Origin of the sequence: Massilia sp. YIM B02763, assembly GCF_030412015.1 — a bacterium.
GTDB lineage: Bacteria > Pseudomonadota > Gammaproteobacteria > Burkholderiales > Burkholderiaceae_D > Telluria.
The window spans coordinates 714,596-736,715 of the sequence record NZ_JASNRD010000001.1; the positions used below are offsets into that span (position 1 = coordinate 714,596).

Annotated in this window: 17 protein-coding genes, 11 tRNA genes and 2 pseudogenes; 4 read left to right on the forward strand and 26 right to left on the reverse strand. The window is 59.2% G+C overall.

Annotation, left to right across the window (positions count from 1 at the left end; genetic code table 11):
• Window positions 1–887: 887 nt before the first annotated feature.
• From QPK32_RS02995 to QPK32_RS03005, 3 genes are all read left to right on the forward strand, one after another.
• The gene (locus tag QPK32_RS02995) at window positions 888–1,796 is read left to right on the forward strand and encodes a hypothetical protein (RefSeq protein WP_290411290.1); all 909 of its coding nucleotides are present in this window, start codon (window positions 888–890) and stop codon (window positions 1,794–1,796) included.
• 51 nt (window positions 1,797–1,847) lie between these two features.
• Window positions 1,848–2,366, forward strand: coding sequence for a hypothetical protein (locus QPK32_RS03000; RefSeq protein ID WP_290411291.1), 519 nt, complete (start codon window positions 1,848–1,850; stop codon window positions 2,364–2,366).
• A 128-nt stretch (window positions 2,367–2,494) separates the two neighbouring features.
• A complete protein-coding gene (locus QPK32_RS03005) occupies window positions 2,495–3,019 on the forward strand; it encodes a transglutaminase family protein (RefSeq protein ID WP_290411292.1) in 525 nt (174 codons plus the stop codon).
• Between the two features lie 1,538 nt (window positions 3,020–4,557).
• On the opposite strand, the gene QPK32_RS26630 is transcribed toward QPK32_RS03005, so the two are convergent.
• The 24 genes and pseudogenes from QPK32_RS26630 to lepA all read right to left on the reverse strand — a co-directional run bounded on the left by QPK32_RS26630 (window position 4,558) and on the right by lepA (window position 18,798).
• Complete coding sequence (locus QPK32_RS26630; protein ID WP_374046691.1) at window positions 4,558–4,929, reverse strand: hypothetical protein; 372 nt, start codon at window positions 4,927–4,929, stop codon at window positions 4,558–4,560.
• Window positions 4,918–6,047, reverse strand: a pseudogene (locus tag QPK32_RS03010) (IS3 family transposase); the annotation flags it as partial. The pseudogene QPK32_RS03010 and the gene QPK32_RS26630, both read right to left, overlap by 12 nt.
• A 69-nt stretch (window positions 6,048–6,116) precedes the next feature.
• Window positions 6,117–7,157, reverse strand: a pseudogene (locus tag QPK32_RS26510) (site-specific integrase); the annotation flags it as partial.
• Between the two features lie 178 nt (window positions 7,158–7,335).
• Window positions 7,336–7,409 (reverse strand) — tRNA-Cys (locus QPK32_RS03020).
• Between the two features lie 72 nt (window positions 7,410–7,481).
• Window positions 7,482–7,557 (reverse strand) — tRNA-Gly (locus QPK32_RS03025).
• A 46-nt stretch (window positions 7,558–7,603) separates the two neighbouring features.
• Window positions 7,604–7,679, reverse strand: a tRNA-Arg gene (locus tag QPK32_RS03030).
• A 32-nt stretch (window positions 7,680–7,711) separates the two neighbouring features.
• Window positions 7,712–7,787 (reverse strand) — tRNA-Gly (locus QPK32_RS03035).
• A gap of 32 nt (window positions 7,788–7,819) precedes the next feature.
• A tRNA-Gly gene (locus QPK32_RS03040) sits at window positions 7,820–7,895 on the reverse strand.
• Between the two features lie 32 nt (window positions 7,896–7,927).
• Window positions 7,928–8,003, reverse strand: a tRNA-Arg gene (locus tag QPK32_RS03045).
• Window positions 8,004–8,044: 41 nt separating this feature from the next.
• Window positions 8,045–8,120: transfer RNA gene (locus QPK32_RS03050), tRNA-Gly, on the reverse strand.
• 32 nt (window positions 8,121–8,152) lie between these two features.
• A tRNA-Gly gene (locus QPK32_RS03055) sits at window positions 8,153–8,228 on the reverse strand.
• A 41-nt stretch (window positions 8,229–8,269) separates the two neighbouring features.
• Window positions 8,270–8,345 (reverse strand) — tRNA-Gly (locus QPK32_RS03060).
• Window positions 8,346–8,424: 79 nt separating this feature from the next.
• Window positions 8,425–8,500 (reverse strand) — tRNA-Gly (locus tag QPK32_RS03065).
• A gap of 79 nt (window positions 8,501–8,579) precedes the next feature.
• Window positions 8,580–8,655: transfer RNA gene (locus QPK32_RS03070), tRNA-Gly, on the reverse strand.
• 79 nt (window positions 8,656–8,734) lie between these two features.
• A complete protein-coding gene (gene pgsA / locus QPK32_RS03075) occupies window positions 8,735–9,319 on the reverse strand; it encodes a CDP-diacylglycerol--glycerol-3-phosphate 3-phosphatidyltransferase (RefSeq protein WP_290411293.1) in 585 nt (194 codons plus the stop codon).
• A 189-nt stretch (window positions 9,320–9,508) separates the two neighbouring features.
• Window positions 9,509–11,389, reverse strand: a complete 1,881-nt coding sequence (gene uvrC / locus QPK32_RS03080) for an excinuclease ABC subunit UvrC (RefSeq protein WP_290411294.1) — start codon at window positions 11,387–11,389, stop codon at window positions 9,509–9,511.
• Between the two features lie 148 nt (window positions 11,390–11,537).
• Window positions 11,538–11,951 (reverse strand): holo-ACP synthase, encoded by a 414-nt coding sequence (gene acpS, locus QPK32_RS03085; RefSeq protein WP_290411395.1) that lies wholly within the window; start codon window positions 11,949–11,951, stop codon window positions 11,538–11,540.
• Between the two features lie 2 nt (window positions 11,952–11,953).
• Window positions 11,954–12,739: a pyridoxine 5'-phosphate synthase gene (pdxJ, locus tag QPK32_RS03090; RefSeq protein WP_290411295.1), complete on the reverse strand. Its 786-nt coding sequence runs from the start codon at window positions 12,737–12,739 to the stop codon at window positions 11,954–11,956.
• A 36-nt stretch (window positions 12,740–12,775) separates the two neighbouring features.
• Window positions 12,776–13,576, reverse strand: a complete 801-nt coding sequence (gene recO / locus QPK32_RS03095; RefSeq protein ID WP_290411296.1) for a DNA repair protein RecO — start codon at window positions 13,574–13,576, stop codon at window positions 12,776–12,778.
• A gap of 158 nt (window positions 13,577–13,734) precedes the next feature.
• Window positions 13,735–14,667 (reverse strand): GTPase Era, encoded by a 933-nt coding sequence (era, locus tag QPK32_RS03100; protein WP_374046688.1) that lies wholly within the window; start codon window positions 14,665–14,667, stop codon window positions 13,735–13,737.
• A gap of 76 nt (window positions 14,668–14,743) precedes the next feature.
• On the reverse strand, window positions 14,744–15,571 hold the full coding sequence (gene rnc, locus QPK32_RS03105; RefSeq protein ID WP_290411297.1) for a ribonuclease III: 828 nt from the start codon (window positions 15,569–15,571) through the stop codon (window positions 14,744–14,746).
• Between the two features lie 68 nt (window positions 15,572–15,639).
• Entirely contained in the window at window positions 15,640–16,047 is a 408-nt protein-coding gene (locus tag QPK32_RS03110) for a DUF4845 domain-containing protein (RefSeq protein ID WP_290411298.1), read from the reverse strand.
• 40 nt (window positions 16,048–16,087) lie between these two features.
• Window positions 16,088–17,008, reverse strand: a complete 921-nt coding sequence (gene lepB, locus QPK32_RS03115; RefSeq protein WP_290411299.1) for a signal peptidase I — start codon at window positions 17,006–17,008, stop codon at window positions 16,088–16,090.
• Window positions 17,005–18,798: a translation elongation factor 4 gene (lepA, locus tag QPK32_RS03120; protein WP_290411300.1), complete on the reverse strand. Its 1,794-nt coding sequence runs from the start codon at window positions 18,796–18,798 to the stop codon at window positions 17,005–17,007. The genes lepB and lepA overlap by 4 nt, the downstream gene beginning before the upstream one ends.
• 356 nt (window positions 18,799–19,154) lie before the next feature.
• Here lepA and QPK32_RS03125 point away from each other — a divergent pair, with 356 nt between their 5' ends.
• Window positions 19,155–20,144: a hypothetical protein gene (locus tag QPK32_RS03125; RefSeq protein WP_290411301.1), complete on the forward strand. Its 990-nt coding sequence runs from the start codon at window positions 19,155–19,157 to the stop codon at window positions 20,142–20,144.
• Window positions 20,145–20,175: 31 nt separating this feature from the next.
• Here the strand turns inward: QPK32_RS03125 and QPK32_RS03130 are convergent, their stop codons facing one another.
• Window positions 20,176–20,466, reverse strand: coding sequence for a glutaredoxin family protein (locus QPK32_RS03130; protein WP_290411302.1), 291 nt, complete (start codon window positions 20,464–20,466; stop codon window positions 20,176–20,178).
• Window positions 20,463–21,932 carry a DegQ family serine endoprotease gene (locus QPK32_RS03135; protein WP_290411303.1) on the reverse strand — a complete coding sequence of 490 codons (1,470 nt, stop codon included), beginning with the start codon at window positions 21,930–21,932 and terminating at the stop codon, window positions 20,463–20,465. The genes QPK32_RS03130 and QPK32_RS03135 overlap by 4 nt, the downstream gene beginning before the upstream one ends.
• Window positions 21,933–22,120: the final 188 nt, after the last annotated feature.

The window sequence follows — 22,120 nt, forward strand, 5'->3', positions numbered from 1 at the left end:
TCGACAGCAAGATCAGCAGTAGAACGCTCGCCTCGCGCGTTGTACTGAAGAATAAACGCTTCCAGGAGTTGGTATGCCTCTCTCAAGGTTATCGTTTGGTCGAAGTCTGAGTCGCTGATGTTTTTCATAGGCAGTATGGCTTCTGGACCTCCCTTTTGGCCGAACCCAGCCCGTCGGAACAGCATAGCAGGTTGCTGTTGAGGAAAAGTCGCGGACTGTCACGACGGGCAGCAAGCGACCCTAAGCAGACATTGCTTCAGTATAGTTTATTACAGTACGGCTGATAGTCCTCAAACTTCCAAGCTGCAAATTTGGGCAGCTTTTTGGCAACCTCATGCCAGCCTTTGCCTTAGCATACTGCCATTCGACCGGCATTGTCTGCAGCTTCAGATCGCAGGCATACCGGGTCTCAGTAATATGTAGTATCCATACAGCGCGCGATCCTAACTAAGTTGGTTCTTCGTCCAGTTCGATGTGCAGACAAAAAGGTTGTATCAGTCCGTTGCATCACTGCCCATAAGTTGAAAAACTTTTGATACCAATTCCCAAAACACCTTGAAATTTCCATTGTAATGATGTTGGCATTCAGTCGGTCATAGACGTAAAAAACGCACCCGGACTACTAATAGTCATGCTCAAAAGTACCTAGAGTAATCAAAATAACTAGAAACTGTGACATTATGATATATTTCATGACATATTTTCCGTTATGCTTAACAGATGACTCTTGTTATTCACAATGTTGAGAGTGAGGGCCATCTCACCATCAATACAATGATGCATTAATAAAAAATCAGGTTTTCGGGCGACGAAAGAGTATCTCTTTTTTTAAGCGCGCTTATGCATATTGAATAATTAAAATGATGCAATTTTCGAACTAGAAGGAAATGAGGGAGAAATATACAAATAATTGCTGCAGATATATTCCTCAGGAAATTGGATGTGTAGATGGAATGCAGTGGAAAGCGGAGAATGGCCGACCGTTAATTTGGCCAAATAAAGGGAGAAAGATCTTGTTTTACGAACATACACCAATGATTGACACGAATGTAAATGTTAATGACCCGGTAATGACTACGATGGGATGGGGGGAGGAATATCCAGATGACCAAGGTGGTAACTGGGGCGATCCTGACTTCGGCTGGGGGTATGATGATTGGGGTACGTCAAGCTCTGGTTGGTCTTCTTGGACAGACTATTCAGTCAGCAGCAATATCACTTATAACGAAAACGGGAATCCGCAGGTCGTAGAAATTACCGCAACCAGGATGACGCTTTGGGAAAAGATCTCTTCGTACGCCGACGATGTAATTAGCGAAGTTGGCCACGCAATTGACTCAGCGCTCGCCACGATGAGCGATCGCGGGTATGTCACTATCGGAGCTCAAAACTGGGTAGGTTTTTCGTTGACGGCTGATTTTCAAGGCAACTTGTACGTGGGAATTACAGCGGGTCCTGCAGGTCTGTCGCTAGGCGCAGGCCTTACGCCTGAAGGAGTTCCAACCACTACATATCTTGCTGGGCTTGGAGCCACTGTCGCAGTACCAGTAGGAACGGGCGTACAACTTGGCATTGGTGATTCAGCTGCACTTGGTGGAACCAATGCTCCTTATATTGGTCTCTCCGGAGCCGGTGTAGGTTATACCGTGAACATTACTGAACCAGTCGCTGGTCACAGCGACGAGCAGTTCTTAGATTTGATGATAGGCGCACGCGACTGGTTCGACAAACAGACCGGAATGACGCCCTATCCGATCGAACACCGAATGATATCCGAGTCTATCGAACAAGTCTAACGTTGACCTGGAGTATATAAACACAGGCCCGCGAGGGCCTGTTCTAATTGTATGAAAATTTACAAATATTTCGCAATCTTCATAACCTTACTATGTATTTTTCCAGAAAGTCATGGTAAGGATATCTCAATTAAGAAAAATGAAATATTAGTCGAATTTGACAGAAATGGAAATTACAGCGAGACCATTGATGTAGAGGCTAAAATCTTGTCCCAGTCAGCAATTGCAATGCGTAGGTCTATAAATCTAAAAAAGACAAACAATATTTTACATTTCGAAGTTGTGCAAGCCTCCTACAAAAATAAATTAGAGGCGAACAAAAAGGCGGAAATCTTGCATGACACTGATCAAGGATTATCCATAGTTTTCCGCGACATAGCGGTTGGAGATGAAATCAAATATAAATTGCGAATTTACTACCAAGCAATAGTACCCAAATCACCCTCACTGGTTTATAAGTTCGATAGCGACATGAAGGATAATCCCATAGAAGTTAACGTGGTCTATCCCGCTTCGCTTGAACTAAAATTTGAGACAAACTTACTGATTAGCACTCCGAGAAAAAAATAAGCGATAGAATTATTGAGCATTTTCAGGCGCTTAAGCGAACTGGAGCGGAAAATATAAATGCAGAGCAAGGTTACCTGTATATAACGGCGCTGAAGAGTTACGAGCAACTTGGTTCAAAATATTACGGCATGTATTTTGAAAATGCTCGAGTCGGGGATCAGGCCGCTAAAATCGGCACTGCACTTGATTTAAAGGACAAGTCACCAGAAGCTAAAGCTTTCGCTGTTCTGCAATGGATTGGTAAAAACATAGGTTACGCTACCGCGTCACCGCTGTTCAACAATATCCATCCCCAATCACCAAGTGAAACATTGCTTAGAAAAAACGGCGATTGCAAGGATCACGTAAATTTGGCGATTGCTTTGTTGAGATTTTTTCGCATCGAGGCATATCCGGTACTCTTGAATAGATCACAACAGAATCCGCCTATAACTCCGGTTTGGCAAGCTTTTGACCATGTTATTCTATACATACCGAAATTCCATAAGTTTTACGATATGACAAATTCAATAGATAAAGATTGCCTAGTTCAAAATATTCAAGGTTCAATAGCTTTGCTCGCATCACCTCGAGCCGTCATGGTCACATTACCTTCGCAAGAGCAGAGTCCAACAACGGTTGATGCCAGATACAACTTAGGAATGAAAATATAGATGGCACAATCGAGTATATAGGTAGAGCAAACGATCGTTATTTTCCAAAGGCGTTTTCGCAAGCACTCAGTTCGTCATTGCCAAATTCTATACTAAACAATAACTTGAAAAGGCACGGCTTTATCAGTCCTAAATCCGAATTCCAGTTTAACGACAAGAACTCTACTGCTGAGCTAAAACTAAGCGCCAACATCATATGGAACGAGAAGACTTCACTCTCATTAAGATTTTCTCCCTTACTCAAACTTCCTTCATCTCCAATTGAATTTATCGACAATTTCCTAGATGATAAAACAGGCGCAAGATGCATCTCACAAAATTATCGCGAACGTTTCACATTGAAACTACCTGCCGGCGTAAATGTTAAGTCGGCCCCTAACAATCATATCTACAAATCTGAGTTTACTAAATTTAGTAGCATCTATCTCATGAGAGGCAATACCCTATATGTTGAAAGAAAAATTCAATCAAACTATCCTGGAAGCGGCTGCAGCCCTTACATTATCCGATCTGAAAGAGCATTGACACGTCAGATTCAAAAAGACAACACACATGTTATAGAACTCACCGGCAAGTTCCAAAAAAAGTAAATGCAAAGTGCGTTTCCTCGTGCGACTGCCGAGGCTGATTGATCAGTCAAAATATCGATCACAAAAGTATCTAGTTAAAAATCTTATCTACCTGACGTGGCCGTTCATTAAGTATGCACCGAAATTTCGATACCGCGAACGCTGAACTAGAAGCAATGACGATATAATGATTTTCGCGCTTCAAGCTTTTCGTGCATTGAAAGAAGAGGGGCGAACATGTTCGAGTTCGCAAAAAAAAAGGAACTTTGCTACCGGCATTCCGGCCTACCAGCATCGACACATCTACCAGTTATTTAGTATTTCCTTTGAGGATCTTCGACCAGCCATAAGGGATGTTGCGTCAAAACCAAATTTGGAGACAGATTTCCTTCCAGACGTCTGATTTACAGGTATATAGAAGATCGGTCTGAATTTTATTAAGTATCAAGCTTTTTGAAAATTAGCTGTTCTTTTTAAGATAATATGCTGAAAAAAGGCCGAACGGCCAAGTTATAAATAACAATCTTTCCCAGAGCTTGAAATTCTCGTAATCATCAATTGAGTGTGGAGCGCCGTAACGGCCACAAAACTGCGTTCCGTTTAAATTCCCACATGGTTTAATCGGTGAATCTGGAAAAGAAAGAAAACCGACGACCAGAAGTGCAATGCAACCCGACAACACTAATTTTGCCAACGTAGTCTTTTTCATTTGTAGAAGAAGCGGAAATAAGAAAATTTAATCCAATATTGCTCAAGCGACGATCAATAATTATTGATGAACGCATAGTTATAAATCCATTCCTTGCGTGACATTTAAATTATGTTGCATGCACTACAAACTTCGACACAAAAGAAACCGTTGCTGCGAGTAACGAGATAGGTATGACAACATAAGCAGAGCCAACTTCACCATTAATATTTTCGGAGTAAGCATATTGACTTAAGTCTCAGTGATAGTTTCAACTAAATTCAAACTTGTGACTCAACACCGTATCGTAGCATAAATTCCTTGGTCTCAGAATACAGCCCTCTATGCCGAGTTCTCTTATGCATACTTGAGCAGCGCTCGACACGTCTTGCGGAGGCAACGGTCCTTGTGCTCATATAGGAATCTCCACGCAGCGTTTTGATCGTCACACGTTCAAAATTTAAGTATTTTTGGAATGGAGAGAGGTCGACGTTCCAAATATCGAGTTCATAGACCAGCCAATTTTTGTCCGAGCTAAGCGCAATATTCGCTGTGATTCCATCGCGATCAGGATACTCGGCTTTTACGAGACTGGCCTGCTGCCGATTCGGATGACACCGCTTTAAAGCTTTTCTAGCTTCTTCAAACTGCACCGGGCTGACATATCCCAGCCTCGAATGACGTCGCGTAGGATCATAGAAGCGCTCAATGTAATCGAACACGTCTGAGCGGGCCTAGGCGCGTGTTCGGTACACCTTGCGTGCCATGCGTTCAGTCTTGAGAGAGCTGAAGAAGCTTTCCATTGCCGAGTTGTCCCAGACTTCGCCGGCCCGGCTCATGCTGCAGGTAATGCCCTGTTCCTTGAGCAGTTGCTGGAAATGCTCGCTGGTGTATTGGCTGCCCTGGTCCGAATGATGTAGCAAGGCTGTCGGCTTACCTCGACGCCAGACACCCATCATCAACGCGTCGACAACCAACTGCGAAGTCATGCTGTCCTGCATTGACCAGCCAACGATACGGCGCGAATACAGGTCCAGCACAGCCGCGACGTACAGCCACCCTTCGGCAGTCCAGATATAAGTGAAGTCGGCCACCCATTTCTGATTGGGCGCCTCGGCCCGGAACTGCCGATCGAGCACGTTCTCTGCCGCAGTGCTACGTGCTCCGAGATCACTGGGCAAACCTCGGCGTCGAGGACGAGCGCGCAAGGCCTGCTCACGCATCAGACGTTCGATACGGTGCAGGCCACATGACAGTCCTTGCTCAAGAACGTCGTGCCACACCCGCCGGGCTCCATAGGTACGGTCACTGCGCAGGAAGCTTTGCCTTACCTGCGCAGTGAGCATCTCGTCTTTTCTGCTACGATCGCTTGGCGGACGAGTCAGCCAAGCATAGAAACCGCCCCTCGAGACACCGAGCGCCTCGCACATCAAATTGACCGGCCAGACTCCTCGGTGCTTCGCAACGAAGCCGAACTTCAAATCGACTCCTTCGCGAAGTAGGCCGCGGCTTTTTTCAAGATGTCGCGCTCCATCTTGAGCTTGGCGACTTCCTTACGCAGCCGTGCTATCTCGGCCTCCTACAACGTCATCTTGCCGTTGCCCGGAAATGCTTCCTCAGGCTGCTCGCGATGCTCGCGTACCCACTTGCGCAACACATTCTCGTGCACATCCAGATCCTGGGCCGCTTGGCGTAGTGAGACGCCGCGCTCATCAACCAACTTCACCGCCTCAAGCTTAACCTCGCGGCTGAACTGCCTTCTTGCTGCCATTGATTCCTCCTGACTCCCATTTTCCACCTTAACTTGGTGTCTGTGGAATCGGCAGCAGGCCACACGGATATCCTTATGCCCTGTGATCTTCGCAATCAGAACGTCGGACAGCTTAGTCTTTTCATAAAGTCGACAGGTCGCCTCGTGGCGAAGGTCGTGGAAGTGCAAGTCTTCAGACCCCGCCAACATAAAGATACGCGCGAACCTCGCTGATAGGCTCGCGGTAGTGTTGTTAAGCGCCTCGCCTGAATCATCTCCCGACCAGAAAGGTAGGAGTCGGCCATGCCGCGCGCTGATCGCCGTCTTGTGATTCTTCATATACACCGAAAGCAGATATGTGATGGGCGTAGGTAGCGGCACCTGCCGAGACGATCCATTCTTCGTACGCTCCAGGAATATGGTCCGCTTGTCCAGGTCGACCTGCGTGATGGACAGCGTATAGCACTCGCGCAAGCGCATGGCCGTCTGCAAAGCCAACTCGAACAGGAGCAGCTCATCCGCCCTTCCCTGCAATTGCTTGCGGATACGGCGCTCCTCGTCGGGCAGAAGTCGGCGATCCCGCTCCTCGTCGATACGCGGCTTGAGACCTCGCTTCGCAAGCATGCCGGCATCAGTTTCGGTATAGGTTGCGAAGCCACGCTTCAGCAGGCGCAACGGGTTCTGCGCCATGATCTCGGGGTGCTTGCGCAGCATCCAGTCGAAGCAGCGCGCCAGGGCGCCATGCCGGTGACGGATGGTCCCAGGGGCCAGATGGCTTTTTTGCTTCATGTCGCGGATCCACTCTTCGGCCCACGCGTAATTCAGGGAGCCCGTGCTGAGCTTCTCCACGCTCGGCATGACAGCGTTAAGGAGTTTTTGCTCCGACAGCGGCACCGGATTATGGCGTAGGTATTCGGCGATGCAGCGCTGCACTGTCCAGATCTCGTTGCGGGGCTGGTCGCGTTCGAGCAATGCCGCCGGCACGATGCCTTGTGCCAGCAACCCTTCGAGTTGCCGACCGTATTGCTCGGCAGCCTCGCGGGTGTCGAAGGTTGCCCAGAGGGCTTTGGGAAGGAGCTTGTGCGTGACGCGAAGCTGATACCCGTACGGGCGCTTTATGATGGTAGCCATGGTCCGCGCATCGTATGCCTGATGAATGCGGGGCCATTTGATCCGGGTCGACCTAATGACATCGGACGGATAGACGTTGACGACCTGTAGGCCGCTAATGCATGTGGTGCACCACAAATTCGATGTGGTGCCCAATCGGGCTGAACCGGGAGTGAAACGCTGTCCTACTGGGAGAATCTGGAGGCGAGGACGGGAGTCGAACCCGTCTAGACGGCTTTGCAGGCCGCTGCATAACCGCTTTGCTACCTCGCCCGAGGTGTCTGACGATGCTGACGTGGCGGGTTATCGGACCACATCGGCACGGGAAGGTGCTTCCCTGAAATCTGGAGCGGGAGAAGAGTCTCGAACTCTCGACCTCAACCTTGGCAAGGTTGCGCTCTACCAACTGAGCTACTCCCGCGTGGAGTGACTGCCAACTACATTACTGCTAAAACGATACTGCCTTCTGGAGCGGGAGAAGAGTCTCGAACTCTCGACCTCAACCTTCGCAAGGTTGCGCTCTACCCACTGAGCTACTCCCGCTTAGGAGCACTACCATTCACATCGCAATACACTGGAGCGGGAGAAGAGTCTCGAACTCTCGACCTCACCCTTGGCAAGGTTGCGCTCTACCCACTGAGCTACTCCCGCTTAGGAGCACTACCATTCACATCGCAATACACTGGAGCGGGAGAAGAGTCTCGAACTCTCGACCTCACCCTTGGCAAGGTTGCGCTCTACCAACTGAGCTACTCCCGCTTAGGAGCACTACCATTCACATCGCAAAACACTGGAGCGGGAGAAGAGTCTCGAACTCTCGACCTCAACCTTCGCAAGGTTGCGCTCTACCAACTGAGCTACTCCCGCATTGGAGTCTTACTATGTCGCCTAGCACATCTTGCGATGCTTGGAGCGGGAGACGAGTCTCGAACTCTCGACCTCAACCTTGGCAAGGTTGCGCTCTACCCACTGAGCTACTCCCGCTTAGGAGCACTACCATTCACATCGCAATACACTGGAGCGGGAGAAGAGTCTCGAAATCTCGACCTCAACCTTGGCAAGGTTGCGCTCTACCAACTGAGCTACTCCCGCATTGGAGTCTTACTATGTCGCCTAGCACATCTTGCGATGCTTGGAGCGGGAGAAGAGTCTCGAACTCTCGACCTCAACCTTGGCTAGGTTGCGCTCTACCAACTGAGCTACTCCCGCGTCGCTAGGACTATCGATTATCTCAGATTATTTACTACTTTCCAAGACAACCTTTTTGTTCCGTACCGCCTGCAAACGCTGGAGCGGGAGAAGAGTCTCGAACTCTCGAGCTCAACCTTGGCAAGGTTGCGCTCTACCAACTGAGCTACTCCCGCGTCGCTAGGACTATCGATTATCTCAGATTTTTTACTACTTTCCAAGACAACCTTTTTGTTCCGTACCGCCTGCAAACGCTGGAGCGGGAGAAGAGTCTCGAACTCTCGACCTCAACCTTGGCAAGGTTGCGCTCTACCAACTGAGCTACTCCCGCTTCGGTTCGTTTGCTGCAATGTCTCGCAACAGGCAGGCATTATAGAGATGCTGAGCTATGTGTCAAGGATGACTTGTCATCAATCCATGACGCCCGACTTCTCCTTGATGAGCGGCCAGGCCTTGCGCAGGTAATACAGCATCGACCAGACCGTCAGCACGCCCGCGATCCACAGCAGCAGTTCGCCCGCCAGGTGGGTGTCGAAGCCGGCGAACAGGGGGTCGTGGAACAGCAGCAGCGGGATCGCGATCATCTGGGCGGCCGTCTTGATCTTGCCGAGCGAGCTCACCGCCACCGACTTGCGCGCGCCGATCTCGGCCATCCATTCACGCAGCGCCGAGATGGTGATCTCGCGGCCGATGATGATGAAGGCAATGACCGCGTTCACCCTGCCGAGCTGGACCAGCACCAGCAGCGCACCGGCGACCATCAGCTTGTCCGCGACGGGGTCGAGGAAGGCGCCGAAGGCCGAGGTCTGATTCCAGCGCCGCGCCAGGTAGCCGTCGAACCAGTCGGTGACGGCGGCGACGATGAAGACCAGCGTGGCGGCCAGGTTGCGGTCGGCCGTGTGCAGCCAGTGGTCGGGAAGGTAATACACACCGACGACCAGCGGAATCAGCGCGACCCGCAGCCAAGTGAGGAAAATCGGAATATTGAAGGGCATGAGCAACTCGAGAACGGCGGGCCTGACAAGTGGCCCGTGAAGCTTGCGTGCGCGCCTACCGCGCGCCGCTAGTCTACATGGCTCTTGCCTTTTAAACCAGTTGAGCTCAGCGGTGCGGGTGTGTGCATGCGCCTCGTACATATGAAGGTAAAACGCCGTCGCCCCGCAGGGGCGACGCGGAAGCAACGCTCAGTGCAGCTGGCGATAGATCTCTTCCGCCAGCGTGCTCGAGATGCCCTCCACCGACATCAGGTCCTCGACGCTGGCATCGATCACGCCGCGCAGGCCGCCGAAGCGCGCCAGCAGCTTCTGGCGGCGCTTGGCGCCGATGCCTTCGATCTCTTCCAGGCGCGAGGCCTGGCGGGCCTTGGCGCGCTTGGCGCGCATGCCCGTGATGGCGAAGCGGTGGGCCTCGTCGCGGATCATCGCCACCAGCATCAGCGCGGCCGATTCCTTGCCCAGTTCCTGGGGCTCGCGGCCGTCGGCGAAGATCAGGGTCTCCAGGCCCACGCGGCGGCCCTCCCCCTTCGCCACGCCGACGATGTTGGAGACGTCCAGGCCCAGTTCCGTGAACACCTGGCGCGCCATCTCCACCTGGCCCTTGCCGCCGTCGATCAGGGCGATGTCGGGCATCACGCCTTCGCCGTTCGCCACCTTCTCGTAGCGGCGCATCAGCACCTGGCGCATGGCGGCGTAGTCGTCGCCCGGCGTGATGTCGTTGATGTTGTAGCGGCGGTATTCGCCGTTCTGCATCTGGTGGTGGTGGAACACGACGCACGACGCCTGCGTCGCTTCGCCGGCCGTGTGGCTGATGTCGAAGCATTCGATGCGCAGCGTCTCCAGGTCCTCGCTGTCCAGGCCCAGCACCTCGGCCAGCGCGCGCGTGCGCGATTGCTGCGAGCCCTGTTCGGACAGCAGGCGCGCCAGCGAGATCTCGGCGCCCTTCTGCGCCAGCTCCAGCCACTGGCGGCGCTGGCCCTGGGGCTGGAACACGAGGTTGATGCGGTGGCCGCATTGCTCGGTCAGCGCCACCATCAGCTCGGGCTGGTCGAATTCGATATTCAGGATCAGCGTGCCCGGCACGAATTTATCGGCGTAGTGCTGGGCCAGGAAAGCGGCCAGCACGTCGACTTCGATCGGCGTGTCTTCCAGCGTCTCGCCGATCGCCTCGGCCACATGGCTGGGGAAGTAGGCGCGGTCGCCCAGGTGGCGCCCGCCGCGCACCATCGCCAGGTTGACGCAGGCGCGGCCGCCCTGCACCACCACGGCGATGACGTCGACGTCGGCATCGGACGTCGTCTCCATGCTCTGCTGGTGCAGCACGCGCGACAGCGCCTGGATCTGGTTGCGCACGGCGGCGGCCTGCTCGAACATCAGGTTCTCGGCATAGCCCACCATCTTGGCCTGCAGCTCTTCCAGCACCTCGCTCTGGCGGCCGCGCAGGAATTTCGCGGCATTGTCGACGTCGCGCTTGTAGTCTTCCTTGGCCACGAGGTCCACGCAGGGGCCGCTGCAGCGGCCGATCTGGTGCAACAGGCAGGGGCGCGTGCGGTTGGCGAAGACGCTGTCCTCGCAGGTGCGCAGCATGAACACCTTCTGCAGCAGCTGGATCGATTCCTTGACGGCCCAGGCGCTCGGGAACGGCCCGAAGTACTGGCTCTTCTTGTCCAGCGCGCCGCGGTAGTAGGCCATGCGCGGATAGTCGCCGCTGGACAGCTTCAGGTACGGGTACGACTTATCGTCGCGGAACAGGATGTTGTAGCGCGGCTTGAGCGTCTTGATCAGGTTGTTTTCCAGGATCAGCGCCTCGGCCTCGCTGTGCGTGACCGTCGTTTCCAGGCGCGCGATCTGGCTCACCATCATGGCGATGCGCGGGCTCGACAGCGTCTTCTGGAAATAGCTCGACACGCGCTTCTTGAGGTTGCGCGCCTTGCCGACGTACAGGACCTTGTCCTCGCCGTCGAAATAGCGGTACACGCCAGGCAGGTCGGGCAGCCTGGCGACCGTCGCCAGCACCTGTTCGCGCGCTTCCTCGCTGGGTCGCACGGGAGATTCCGCATCCTTCGTCATCGTGGCAATCAATTCCTCTTTCAATGCCTGCCAGGCGTCGGGCCGGGCCCGAAGCACCGGCGGCCTGGCGGCAGGGGTCTTGCATTTCTGCTGCTTCGCTACTGCTACCGCAACGGCGATTACTAATTTTGTCACTTCCGCTTACCAATCAAGGCGCGGACGTGCCCTCCGGCGCTTGGGTCACGATGACGAAGGCGACGCCGTAGTCGGCTTCGTCGCTGATCGTCACCTGCGCGCTCAGGCGGTGCGTCCGCATGAATTCGTCGAGCGCCCCACTGCATTGGATGATCGGCTTGCCGCTCGGGGCGTTGAGCATCTGGGCCGAGCGCCACGTCATGGGCATGCGCATGCCCAGGCCGATGGCTTTCGAGAACGCTTCCTTGGCCGAGAACCGCGTGGCCAGGAAACGCAGCCCGCGCACCTCGTGCTTGGCGCGGCGGGCATGGTATTTGACGAGCTCCTCGGGGCCGAGGATCCGTTCGGCGAAGCGCTCGCCGTTGCGCTCCAGCGCCGCCTTCACGCGCGAGATCTGGACGATGTCGGTACCGATCCCGTAGATCATCATCAGGTTTCCGCCTGCGGATTGCCCAGCGAAATACCCAGGCGCGCATCGACCATGATCGCCTTCATCTCGCGGATCGCGTGTTCCCAGCCCACGAACAGCGCGTGCGCCACGATCGCGTGGCCGATGTTCAGCTCGTGGATCTCGGGGATGGCGGCGATCGGCTGCACGTTCGTGTAGTGCAGGCCGTGGCCCGCGTTCACGCGCAGTCCGTGCTTGACGCCGGCGCGCACGCCCAGCTGGATGCGCTCCAGTTCGCGCGCCACCTCGTCCTTGTGCTCGGCCTCGGCGTAGCGGCCCGTGTGCAGCTCGATCACGGGCGCGCCGACGGCGGCGGCGCAGGCGATCTGCGCCTCGTCGGCGTCGATGAACAGCGAGACGCGGATGCCCTCGCCCTGCAGCTGGCGGATCGCGGCCTCCACTTCCTTCTGGTAGCGGATCACGTCCAGGCCGCCCTCGGTCGTGACTTCCTCGCGCCGTTCCGGCACCAGGCACACGTCCTGCGGCTTCACGGTGCAGGCGAAGTCGATCATCTCCTGCGTCACGGCCGCTTCCAGGTTCATGCGGGTGACCAGTTGCGGGCGCAGCGCGATGACGTCGGCGTCCTTGATGTGGCGGCGGTCCTCGCGCAGGTGCAGCGTGATCAGGTCGGCGCCGGCCTGCTCGGCCAGCAGCGCGGCGCGCAGCGGGTCCGGGTAGGTGGTGCCGCGCGCGTTGCGCACGGTGGCGATGTGGTCGATGTTCACGCCCAGGTCGATGACGGGGCCGGCGGGTTGCAGGAAGCTCATGGTGGCTAGGCTTTCGTAAAAAACTGGCAGTTGCTGTCAAAGCTGCATCAGGTCGATCAGGATCTGGCGCGTGTTCAGCGGCGCGCCGCCGAGGTGGTAGGCCAGCAGGAAGCGCATCAGCTGCTTGCTCTGGGCCTGCGTCAGCGGATCGTCGTAGGCCTCGCGCTCCATGTCGATCAGCGTCTGTCCCGCGACGATGGGCCAGGACTCGACGGCGCCGGCCGTGCGCGCGCCGCGCTCCGGGTCGACGACGTACAGGCTGCCCGCCTCGACCGGTGCGCGGGTCGTGCTGCAGCGCGTCAGGTCCGCCGCGACCCCGGTCTCCTTAAGTAGGGCCCGTTCGAATTTTCGCAAGGCGATCTGCGCCGGTTCCCCGTGCGCGAGTTCGTTCAGCGTCGAGATGTAGTGCTGGAACAGGGCCGGGTGCGGGTCGTCGCGCGCCAGCAGTTTCACCAGCAGCTCGTTCAGGTAGAAGCCGCACAGCAGCGCGGTCTTTTCGATCGGCAGCATGCCGCCGACCCATTCGGCATCGATCAGCGTGCGCAGCTCGGACTTGCCAGAGAACGAGATCGACAGCGGCTGGAAGGTCTGCAGCACGCCGCGCAGCTTCGACAGCGGCCGCTTGGCCCCCTTGGCCACCACGCCGATCCGCCCGAAGTCGCGCGTGAACATGTCGACGATGAGGCTGGTTTCCTTGTACGGGTAGCTGTGCAGCACGAACGCCGGCTGGCCGTTGACGCGGGTATCGCGCACGGGCGCGCGCCGCTTGGCGGCGGTCGTGGAGGCGGCGGGGCCTTCCTGGTCGTGGTCGATGATGTCGTCGTCGCGGCTGGGCATGCGCAATGATAACCCGGGTGGGGAGGATGCTGTGTAGCCGTCGTCCCTGCGCAGGCAGGGACCCAATTTCCCATCCGCAGTCGTAACGCGTGCTTACCGGATTCGTTTGAAGAAATTGGGTCCCCGCCTGCGCGGGGACGACGTGCAAGCTGGTACTTTTATTCGTAGCCGTACGCCCGCAGCCCCGCCTCGTTATCCGCCCAGCCCGACTTCACCTTGACCCAGATTTCCAGGTACACGGGCCCGTCGAACAGCTTTTCCATGTCGATGCGCGATTGCGTCGAAATCTCTTTCAGGCGGGCGCCCTTGTTACCGATGATCATGGCCTTGTGCGTGTCGCGCTCGACCAGGATGGCGGCGAAGATGCGGCGCAGATTGCCTTCCTGCTGGAATTGCTCGATCAGCACCGTGCTCGTGTACGGCAGCTCGTCGCCCAGCAGGCGGAACACTTTTTCGCGCACGATCTCGGCGGCAAGGAATTTCTCGCTACGGTCGGTGATGTCGTCCGGCCCGAAGATCGGCGGGTTTTCCGGCAGGTGGCGCCGGATCTCGCCTTCCAGCGCATCGACCTGGAAGCGGTGCTTGGCCGACACCGGCACCACGGCCGTGAAGTCGCGCAGCGCTGCGATCCTGGCGGCGAACGGCATCAGCTCGGCCTTGTCCTTCATGCGGTCCGATTTATTGATGACCAGGATCACCGGAACATTGGTCGGCAGCAGGTCCAGCACTTGCTGGTCCGCCGGGCCGAACGTGCCCGCCTCGACGAGGAACAGGATCACGTCGGACGCCGTCAGCGTGTTCGACACGGTCTTGTTCAGCGTCTTGTTCAGCGCGTTCGCGTGGCGGGTCTGGAAGCCTGGCGTGTCGACGTAGATGAACTGGGCGTCGTCGCGCGTCTGGATGCCCGTGATGCGGTGGCGCGTCGTCTGCGCCTTGCGCGAGGTGATCGAGACCTTGGCCCCGATCAGCACGTTCATCAGCGTCGACTTGCCGACGTTGGGACGGCCCACGATTGCGATATAGCCGCAGCGAAAATTATCCGGAGTCATGCCTGCTGCGGGGGCGTCGACGGGGTTGCTGTCCATGTTCATAGTGGTTCCTGCTCCGGCTGGCCCGGAAAATGGTGCGGCCGCTCGCGCGGCCCGGATACGGTGGTGCCCGCCGCGCTTATTCGCGGTGCGGGCGCTGCTTGGCCGGCGCGGGTGCCGACTGCAAGGTCAATTCGCCGGCGACGGGCTCGTCGCTCTGGTCGGTGGCGATGCCGGCCAGTTTCAGCTGGGCCGCGCGCGGACGCGACTTGCGCGCCGCCGACGGGCTTTTCTGCATGGCCTGCTCGGCCACTTCCAGCGCCAGGCGCGCCGCCGCCTGCTCGCCGGCGCGGCGGCTGCCGCCGCGGCCGAACACCTGGATGCCCAGCTTGGGCACCAGGCACTCGATCTCGAATTCCTGGCTGTGGGCGGCGCCGTGCGTGGCGACGACGTTATACGTCGGCAGCGAGATTTTTTTGCTTTGCAGGAATTCCTGCAACAGGGTCTTGGCATCCTTGCCCAGCGTGCGCGGGTCGACCGAATCGAGCAGCGGGATGTAGAAGGCGCGGATGGTGGCGCGCGCCGCCTCGAAGCCGCTGTCGAGGAAGATCGCGCCCAGCAGGGCTTCCAGCGTGTCCGCCAGGATCGACGGGCGGCGGAAGCCGCCCGATTTCAGCTCGCCCTCGCCCAGGCGCAGGAAGTGCGACAGTTCCAGCTTCTGGGCGATCTCGTACAGCGTCTGCTGCTTGACCAGGTTGGCGCGCAGGCGCGACAGGTCGCCCTCGGCCAGGTGGTCGAAGCGTTCGTACAGGATCGAGGCGACGACGCAGTTCAGGATCGAATCGCCGAGGAATTCCAGGCGCTCGTTATGCACGCTGCTGTGGCTACGGTGGGTCAGCGCCTGCTGCAGCAGGCCGGGATCCCGGAACGTGTAACCTAGGCGAGTTTGCAATAACTGAAGATTCATTGTCGTACCAATCTGTTGGGCCGGCGCCGAGCCGGACTACGCAATGGTCCGCCTCTCGTCCGGCTGAATTACTGGGCGCGGCCAGCCTCTTCCGCCGCCACCACGCCGCTCGGGTCGGTGGTGCCGGAAAAATCGAACAGCAGGCTGACGTTGCCCGTCAGCGGCACCCGCTTCTCGTAGGCGAAGCTGACCTGCACGTCGTTGCCGTCGCGGGTGATCACCAGGTCGCGTCCCTGGACCGCACTAATGTCGTTGACGCCGGCGTTGCGGTCGAACGCCTGCTGTATCTCGCGGACGGTGCCGCCGGCCGCCTTGGCCGCCACGATCGCGTTCTTCACGGCGCGGTATTCGATGAAGGCCGGCACGGTCTTGATGACCACCAGCGCGATCGCCCCCAGCACCGCCAGCACGACGACCAGGCCGGACAGCGATACCCCGCCCTCCCTGCCTGGCCGGCGCACGATACCGCCATGCATACCGCCATGTTTTCCCGCCGCGCCCATCGCCCCGGTCCTTTTAGTGGATACCGCCGATGCGCTTCAGGTCGCCGAAGTTCATCCAGACGAACACGGCCTTGCCGACGATGTTCTGGTCCGGGACGAAGCCCCAGTAACGGCTGTCTGCGCTATTGTCGCGGTTGTCGCCCATCATGAAGTAATTACCCTCCGGCACGACACAAGTAAATTTATCGTAGGAGTAGGTGCAATTCTCGTGATGGGGGAATTCCTCCACGGCAGCCAGGTTGATCGGGCGGGCACCGTCCATGTTCAGGATGCGGTGCGGCGCGTTCTGCAGCTTTTCCAAGTATTGCTTGTGATACACCGGACGCTCGTCGTCGAGGTAGTCGTCGAGCGGCGTGTACTCGACCGGCTGGCCGTTGACGGTCAGGCGCTTGTTCTCGTAGGTGATTTTATCACCCGGCACGCCGATCACGCGCTTGATGTAGTCCTGGCTCATGTCCTTCGGGTACTTGAACACCATGACGTCGCCGCGCTGCGGATTGCCGACCTCGATGATCTTTTTATTGATCACCGGCAGGCGGATCCCGTAGTCGAACTTGTTCACGAGGATCAGGTCGCCCACCAGCAGGGTCGGCACCATCGACGAGGATGGGATCTTGAACGGCTCGAACAGGAAGGAGCGCAGGAAGAACACCAGGGCGATCACGGGGAAGAAGCTGCCCGAGTACTCGACCCAGGTCGGCTGGCGCAGGATCGACGCTTCCAATGCCGCGCGGCTGCCCGTGTTGCTGTCGGCCTTGATGCCGTCGGCCGTCAGCTTGGCATAGCGGGCGTCGTACTCGGCCAGGGCCTTGTCGGCGCGCACGCGGCGCTGCTTGGACAGCACGAACACGTCCAGGCACCAGATGACGCCCGTGACCACCATCGCGACAAACAGAATCAGGGCAAAGTTCCCGAGGATCAGTTGCAAATTCATTTCTCTTCCACTTGGAGGATGGCCAGGAAGGCTTCTTGCGGAATCTCCACCGAGCCCACTTGCTTCATGCGCTTCTTGCCCGCCTTCTGTTTCTCGAGCAGTTTCTTCTTACGGGTGATGTCGCCGCCGTAGCACTTGGCCAGCACGTTCTTGCGCATCGCCTTGACGTTCTCGCGCGAGATGATGGTGGCGCCGATGGCGGCCTGGATCGCCACGTCGAACATCTGGCGCGGGATCAGTTCGCGCATCTTGGCCGCCACCTGGCGCCCGCGGTAGGCGGCGTTGGCGCGGTGCACGATGATCGCCAGCGCGTCGACCTTCTCGCTGTTGATCAGCATGTCGACCTTGACGACGTCGGCGGCGCGGTTTTCCTTGAACTCGTAATCCATCGACGCGTAGCCGCGCGAGGTCGACTTCAGGCGGTCGAAGAAGTCCAGCACGATCTCGGCCATCGGGATCTCGTATTGCAGCTTGACCTGGCGGCCGTGGTAGCTCATGTCGAGCTGCACGCCGCGCTTGCTGTTACACAGCGTCATCACGGCGCCCACGTATTCCTGCGGCATGTACAAGTTGACGTTGACGATCGGCTCGCGCACTTCGTTGATCTTGGACGGTTCCGGCATCTTCGACGGATTGTCGACGCGCACCATCGAGCCGTCGCGCATCTCGACCTCGTACACCACGGTCGGCGCCGTCGTGATCAGGTCCATGTCGAATTCGCGCTCCAGGCGCTCCTGCACGATTTCCATGTGCAGCAGGCCCAGGAAGCCGCAGCGGAAGCCGAAGCCCAGCGCCTGCGACACTTCCGGCTCGTACATCAGGGCCGCGTCGTTCAGCTTCAGCTTTTCCAGCGAGTCGCGCAGCGCGTCGTACTGGTTCGCTTCCACCGGGAACAGGCCGGCGAACACCTGCGGCTGGACTTCCTTGAAGCCCGGCAGCGGCGCCGGCGCCGGACGGCTGGCCAGCGTGACGGTATCGCCCACCTTGGCGGCGGTCAGTTCCTTGATGCCGGCGATGATGAAGCCCACCTGGCCGGCCGACAGCTCCGGCAGCGAGACGGAGCGCGGCGTGAAGATGCCGATCTGCTCGACCAGGTTCACCGATTCGGTCGCCATCAGGAGGATCTTGTCCTTCGGACGCAGCGTGCCGTTGACCACGCGCACCAGCATCACGACGCCGACGTAGGGGTCGTACCAGGAGTCGACGATCAGCGCCTGCAGCGGCGCGTCCGGGTCGCCCTGCGGCGGCGGGACCTTGGCGATCAGCGTCTCGAGCACGTCTTCCACGCCCAGGCCCGTCTTGGCCGAGCACACGGTGGCGTCGGACGCGTCGATGCCGATCACGTCCTCGATTTCCTTCTTGGCGTTGTCCGGGTCGGCGTGCGGCAGGTCGATCTTGTTCAGGATCGGCACCACTTCCACGCCGAGGTCCAGCGCCGTGTAGCAGTTGGCGACCGTCTGCGCTTCCACGCCCTGCGACGCGTCGACGACCAGCAGCGCGCCTTCGCAGGCGGACAGCGAGCGCGACACTTCATAGCTGAAGTCGACGTGGCCCGGGGTATCGATCAGGTTCAGGTTATAGGTCTGGCCGTCGCGCGCCTTGTACTGCAGCGCCGCGGTCTGGGCCTTGATGGTGATGCCGCGCTCGCGCTCCAGGTCCATCGAGTCGAGCACCTGCGCGTCCATCTCACGTTCCGACAGGCCGCCGCACAGCTGGATGATGCGGTCGGCCAGCGTCGATTTGCCGTGGTCGATGTGGGCGATGATGGAAAAGTTACGTATGTTTTTCATTCAAAACTCAAAACCAAAAAGAGCGGCACGCGGCCCTGGCCGGCGGCGCCGAAGTCGGCGCGCCGGCGGAATACGAAAAAAGCGCTCCGGCGGGACCATGCGGGCCCAGGCGAGCGCCTTGTCGAGCGAATCGGATTGGCCGGTCCCGCGCCGGCGGCAGTCGAAATCGCTCCCAATCGCGCATTTTACCGGATTTCGGGTTAGAAAGCCCGGTTTCCGCGAGAGACGGCATGCAACATCGTCAACAGCCGCGCCGGGGGCCACCGCGCCGTCCATTCTCGCAATTGCCTACCGTCAAGTATTTTCGAGCTCAGCCGTTAAGAAGGTATCGCCGCCTTTGACGCTCCGACTCCGCCATGATCCTGACCCGCGACCCGCAAGCCTGGACCGACCTGTACCAGCACCCGCTCCACGCCCGCATCCTGCCGCTGCCGGCCGAGGTGCGCGACTTCGTGCTGCAGGTGAACGAGGCCACGGGCCTGGACGCGGTGCCGGAAGCCGTCCACGCCGATGCCGGCCTGCATGCGGACATCGCGCAGGCGCTGCGCGGCCTGCCCGCCGGCGTGCTGGGCCTGGTGTCGCCGCTGCTGCTGGGCGTCTGCCTGGGCCGGGGCCTGGGCTCGTCGGGCGCCACCGACATCGTCGTCGATGCCGCCGACGGCCGCATCCTCGGCTGCGTCGTGCTGCTGGACGTCGAGCTGATGGCGGGCCACACGGCCAATTCCTGGGCCACCTGGAAGGACAACCTGCCCTTCGCGCGCGGCCGCGGGTTCGCGCTCGACACGACGATCGCCGCGCCGCGGGACGACACCCGCGCGAATGCCCTGCAATTCCTCCTGCTGCACGAGTTCGGCCACGTGCTGACGGCCGACGGCAACTTCCTGCCGCGCTGGTGGGAGGCCATGCCGGACACGCATTTCTGCTGGGAGTTCTCCTACCTGGCGCTGAGCTGGACGACGGATGCCTTCGGCCGTTTCGTGCCGCAGCAACGTTCCGATTTCGCGCTGCGCGACGCCGTCGACTTCTACGGCAAGCGGCAGCTGCACGGCGACGCCATCGTCACCGCCTATGCCGGCCTGGAGCTGGCCGATTTCGCCAGCCTGTACGGCGCCACGAATCCCTACGACGACTTCGCCGAATGCTTCGCCACCTACGTCCACGTCGAAATGCTGGGTCGCCCGCACGTCCTGCGCATCGACCTGGACGGCGAGCCGCGGGCCTGGCTGGACAGCTTCTGGGCCAGTCCGCGGAGCAACGCCAAGCGCGCTTTCATGGAGCGCATGCTGGGCCTGGACACGCCGGCCGTGATGGCGGCCAACGAGGCTCTGGCGCGCGCGGCCGCGTGATGGAATCATCCGGCGCGCGCAAGGCTGCCGGTCAGGAAGCCGGTCGTGGGCCGTTCGACGCGCCGGCCATCGCATGCGACAGGTGGGCGGCCAGCGCCGTCTCGTCGAGGAAGTAGTGGCACAGTTCGACCTGGTCGGCGCCCGCCGCCAGCACCGGCACCAGTTCGTCGTAGCGGGCGACGAGGGCCGGGTCGGCGTCCACGTCGACGATGTCCAGCTGGTAGCCGACGCCGGCGCGCGCCATGAAGGCGCGCACGGCGGCGGCCATGTCCTCGCACAGGTGGCAGTAGCTGCGCGAGAACAAGGTCAAGCGAATGGTCACGGACGCGGCTTGATCACAATATATTGCGACGCCGGACCGCGGCGCACCAGCAATGCCACGGATTTCTTCGGATCGAGCTTGCCGACCAGGCCGTTGAACTGCGCCGCGGACGTGACCGGGGCATTGTTGATCTGCAGGATCAGGTCACCCGAGCGGATGCCGGCCGTTGCCGCCCTTCCGCCGACGACCTCGACCAGCACGCCGCCCTCGACCTTGAGCTCGCGCTTCTGCACGGCCGACAAGTCGGAGACCTGCAGGCCCAGCGCGTTCGGCGCCTGTTCCGGCGCCTGCTTCTTCTGCTTGGCGGCATTGCCTTTTTCGGGCTGCTCTTCCTTCAATTCCTCGATGGTCACGGGCAGCTCGACCTGGGCGCCGCGGCGCCACACGGTGATGGTGGCGCGGGTGCCGACCGGGGTGCCGCCCACCTGGCGCGGCAGGTCGGTGCTCTTCTCGATGTCCTTGCCGTTGAACTTCAGGATCACGTCGCCGACCTTGACGCCGGCCTTCTCGGCCGGGCCGCCCGGCTCGACCATCGCGACCTCGGCGCCGCGCGCCTTGCCCAGGCCCAGCGCCTCGGCGACGTCGCGCGTGACTTCGCTGATCTGCACGCCCATGCGGCCGCGCGTGACCTTGCCGGTCTTCTTGATCTGGTCCGACACGCGCATCACTTCGTCGATCGGCACGGCGAACGAGATGCCGTTGTAGGCGCCGGACAGCGTGGCGATCTGGGAGTTGATGCCGATGACTTCGCCGCGCATATTGATCAGCGGACCGCCCGAGTTACCCGGGTTCACCGCCACGTCGCTCTGGATCAGCGGCAGGTACTCGCCGGTATCGCGCGACTTGGCCGAGATGATGCCGGCCGTGACCGTGTTCTCCAGGTTGAACGGCGAGCCGATCGCGATCACCCATTCGCCGGCGCGGATGCGGTCGGAGTCGCCGATGCGCACGCTGGGCAGGTTGCGGGCGTCGACCTTCAGCAGTGCGACGTCCGTGCGGCGGTCGGCGCCCAGCACCTTGGCCTTGAATTCGCGGCGGTCGGTCAGCGTGACGATGACTTCGTCGGCGCCCTCGACCACGTGGGCATTGGTCAGCACGTAGCCGTCGTCGGAAATGATGAAGCCGGAGCCGACGCCGCGCTGCACTTCGCGCTCTTCCGGTTGCTGCTGCGGCGCGCCGCGCCGTCCGCGCGGGGCCATCTGGCCGCCGAAGAAGCGGCGCAGGAATTCCTGCATCTCCTCGTCGCCGCCCATGCCGCCGGCGCCGTCCTCGCCCAGGCGCACGACCTCGGTGGTGCGGATGTTCACGACGGCGGGGCCGACCTTGTCGACCATGTCCGCGAAGTCCGGCAGGCCGGCCACCGTCGCCGTGGCCACGGGTGCGGCCGCCTGGGCCGGGAAAACCATCGACGTTGCGCCGGCAACCATGAGTGCCGACAGGATCGCGCTACGAATTTTGCTTGTCATAATCTCATCAGGTGAAGGGCTTGGTGCCCCAATGGTAAGACAAAAAGCCAATATTGTCGCGTTGGCACGGCGCGGAGGAAAACAGACCGGATTGCGGCCCGGCACGGCAAGAGACGAAGGGGGAACGACAGCGCATGGTGAACGATCGGGCGCGCGCCTGGCGCCCGGCAGCGCACGCGCCGGTCCGG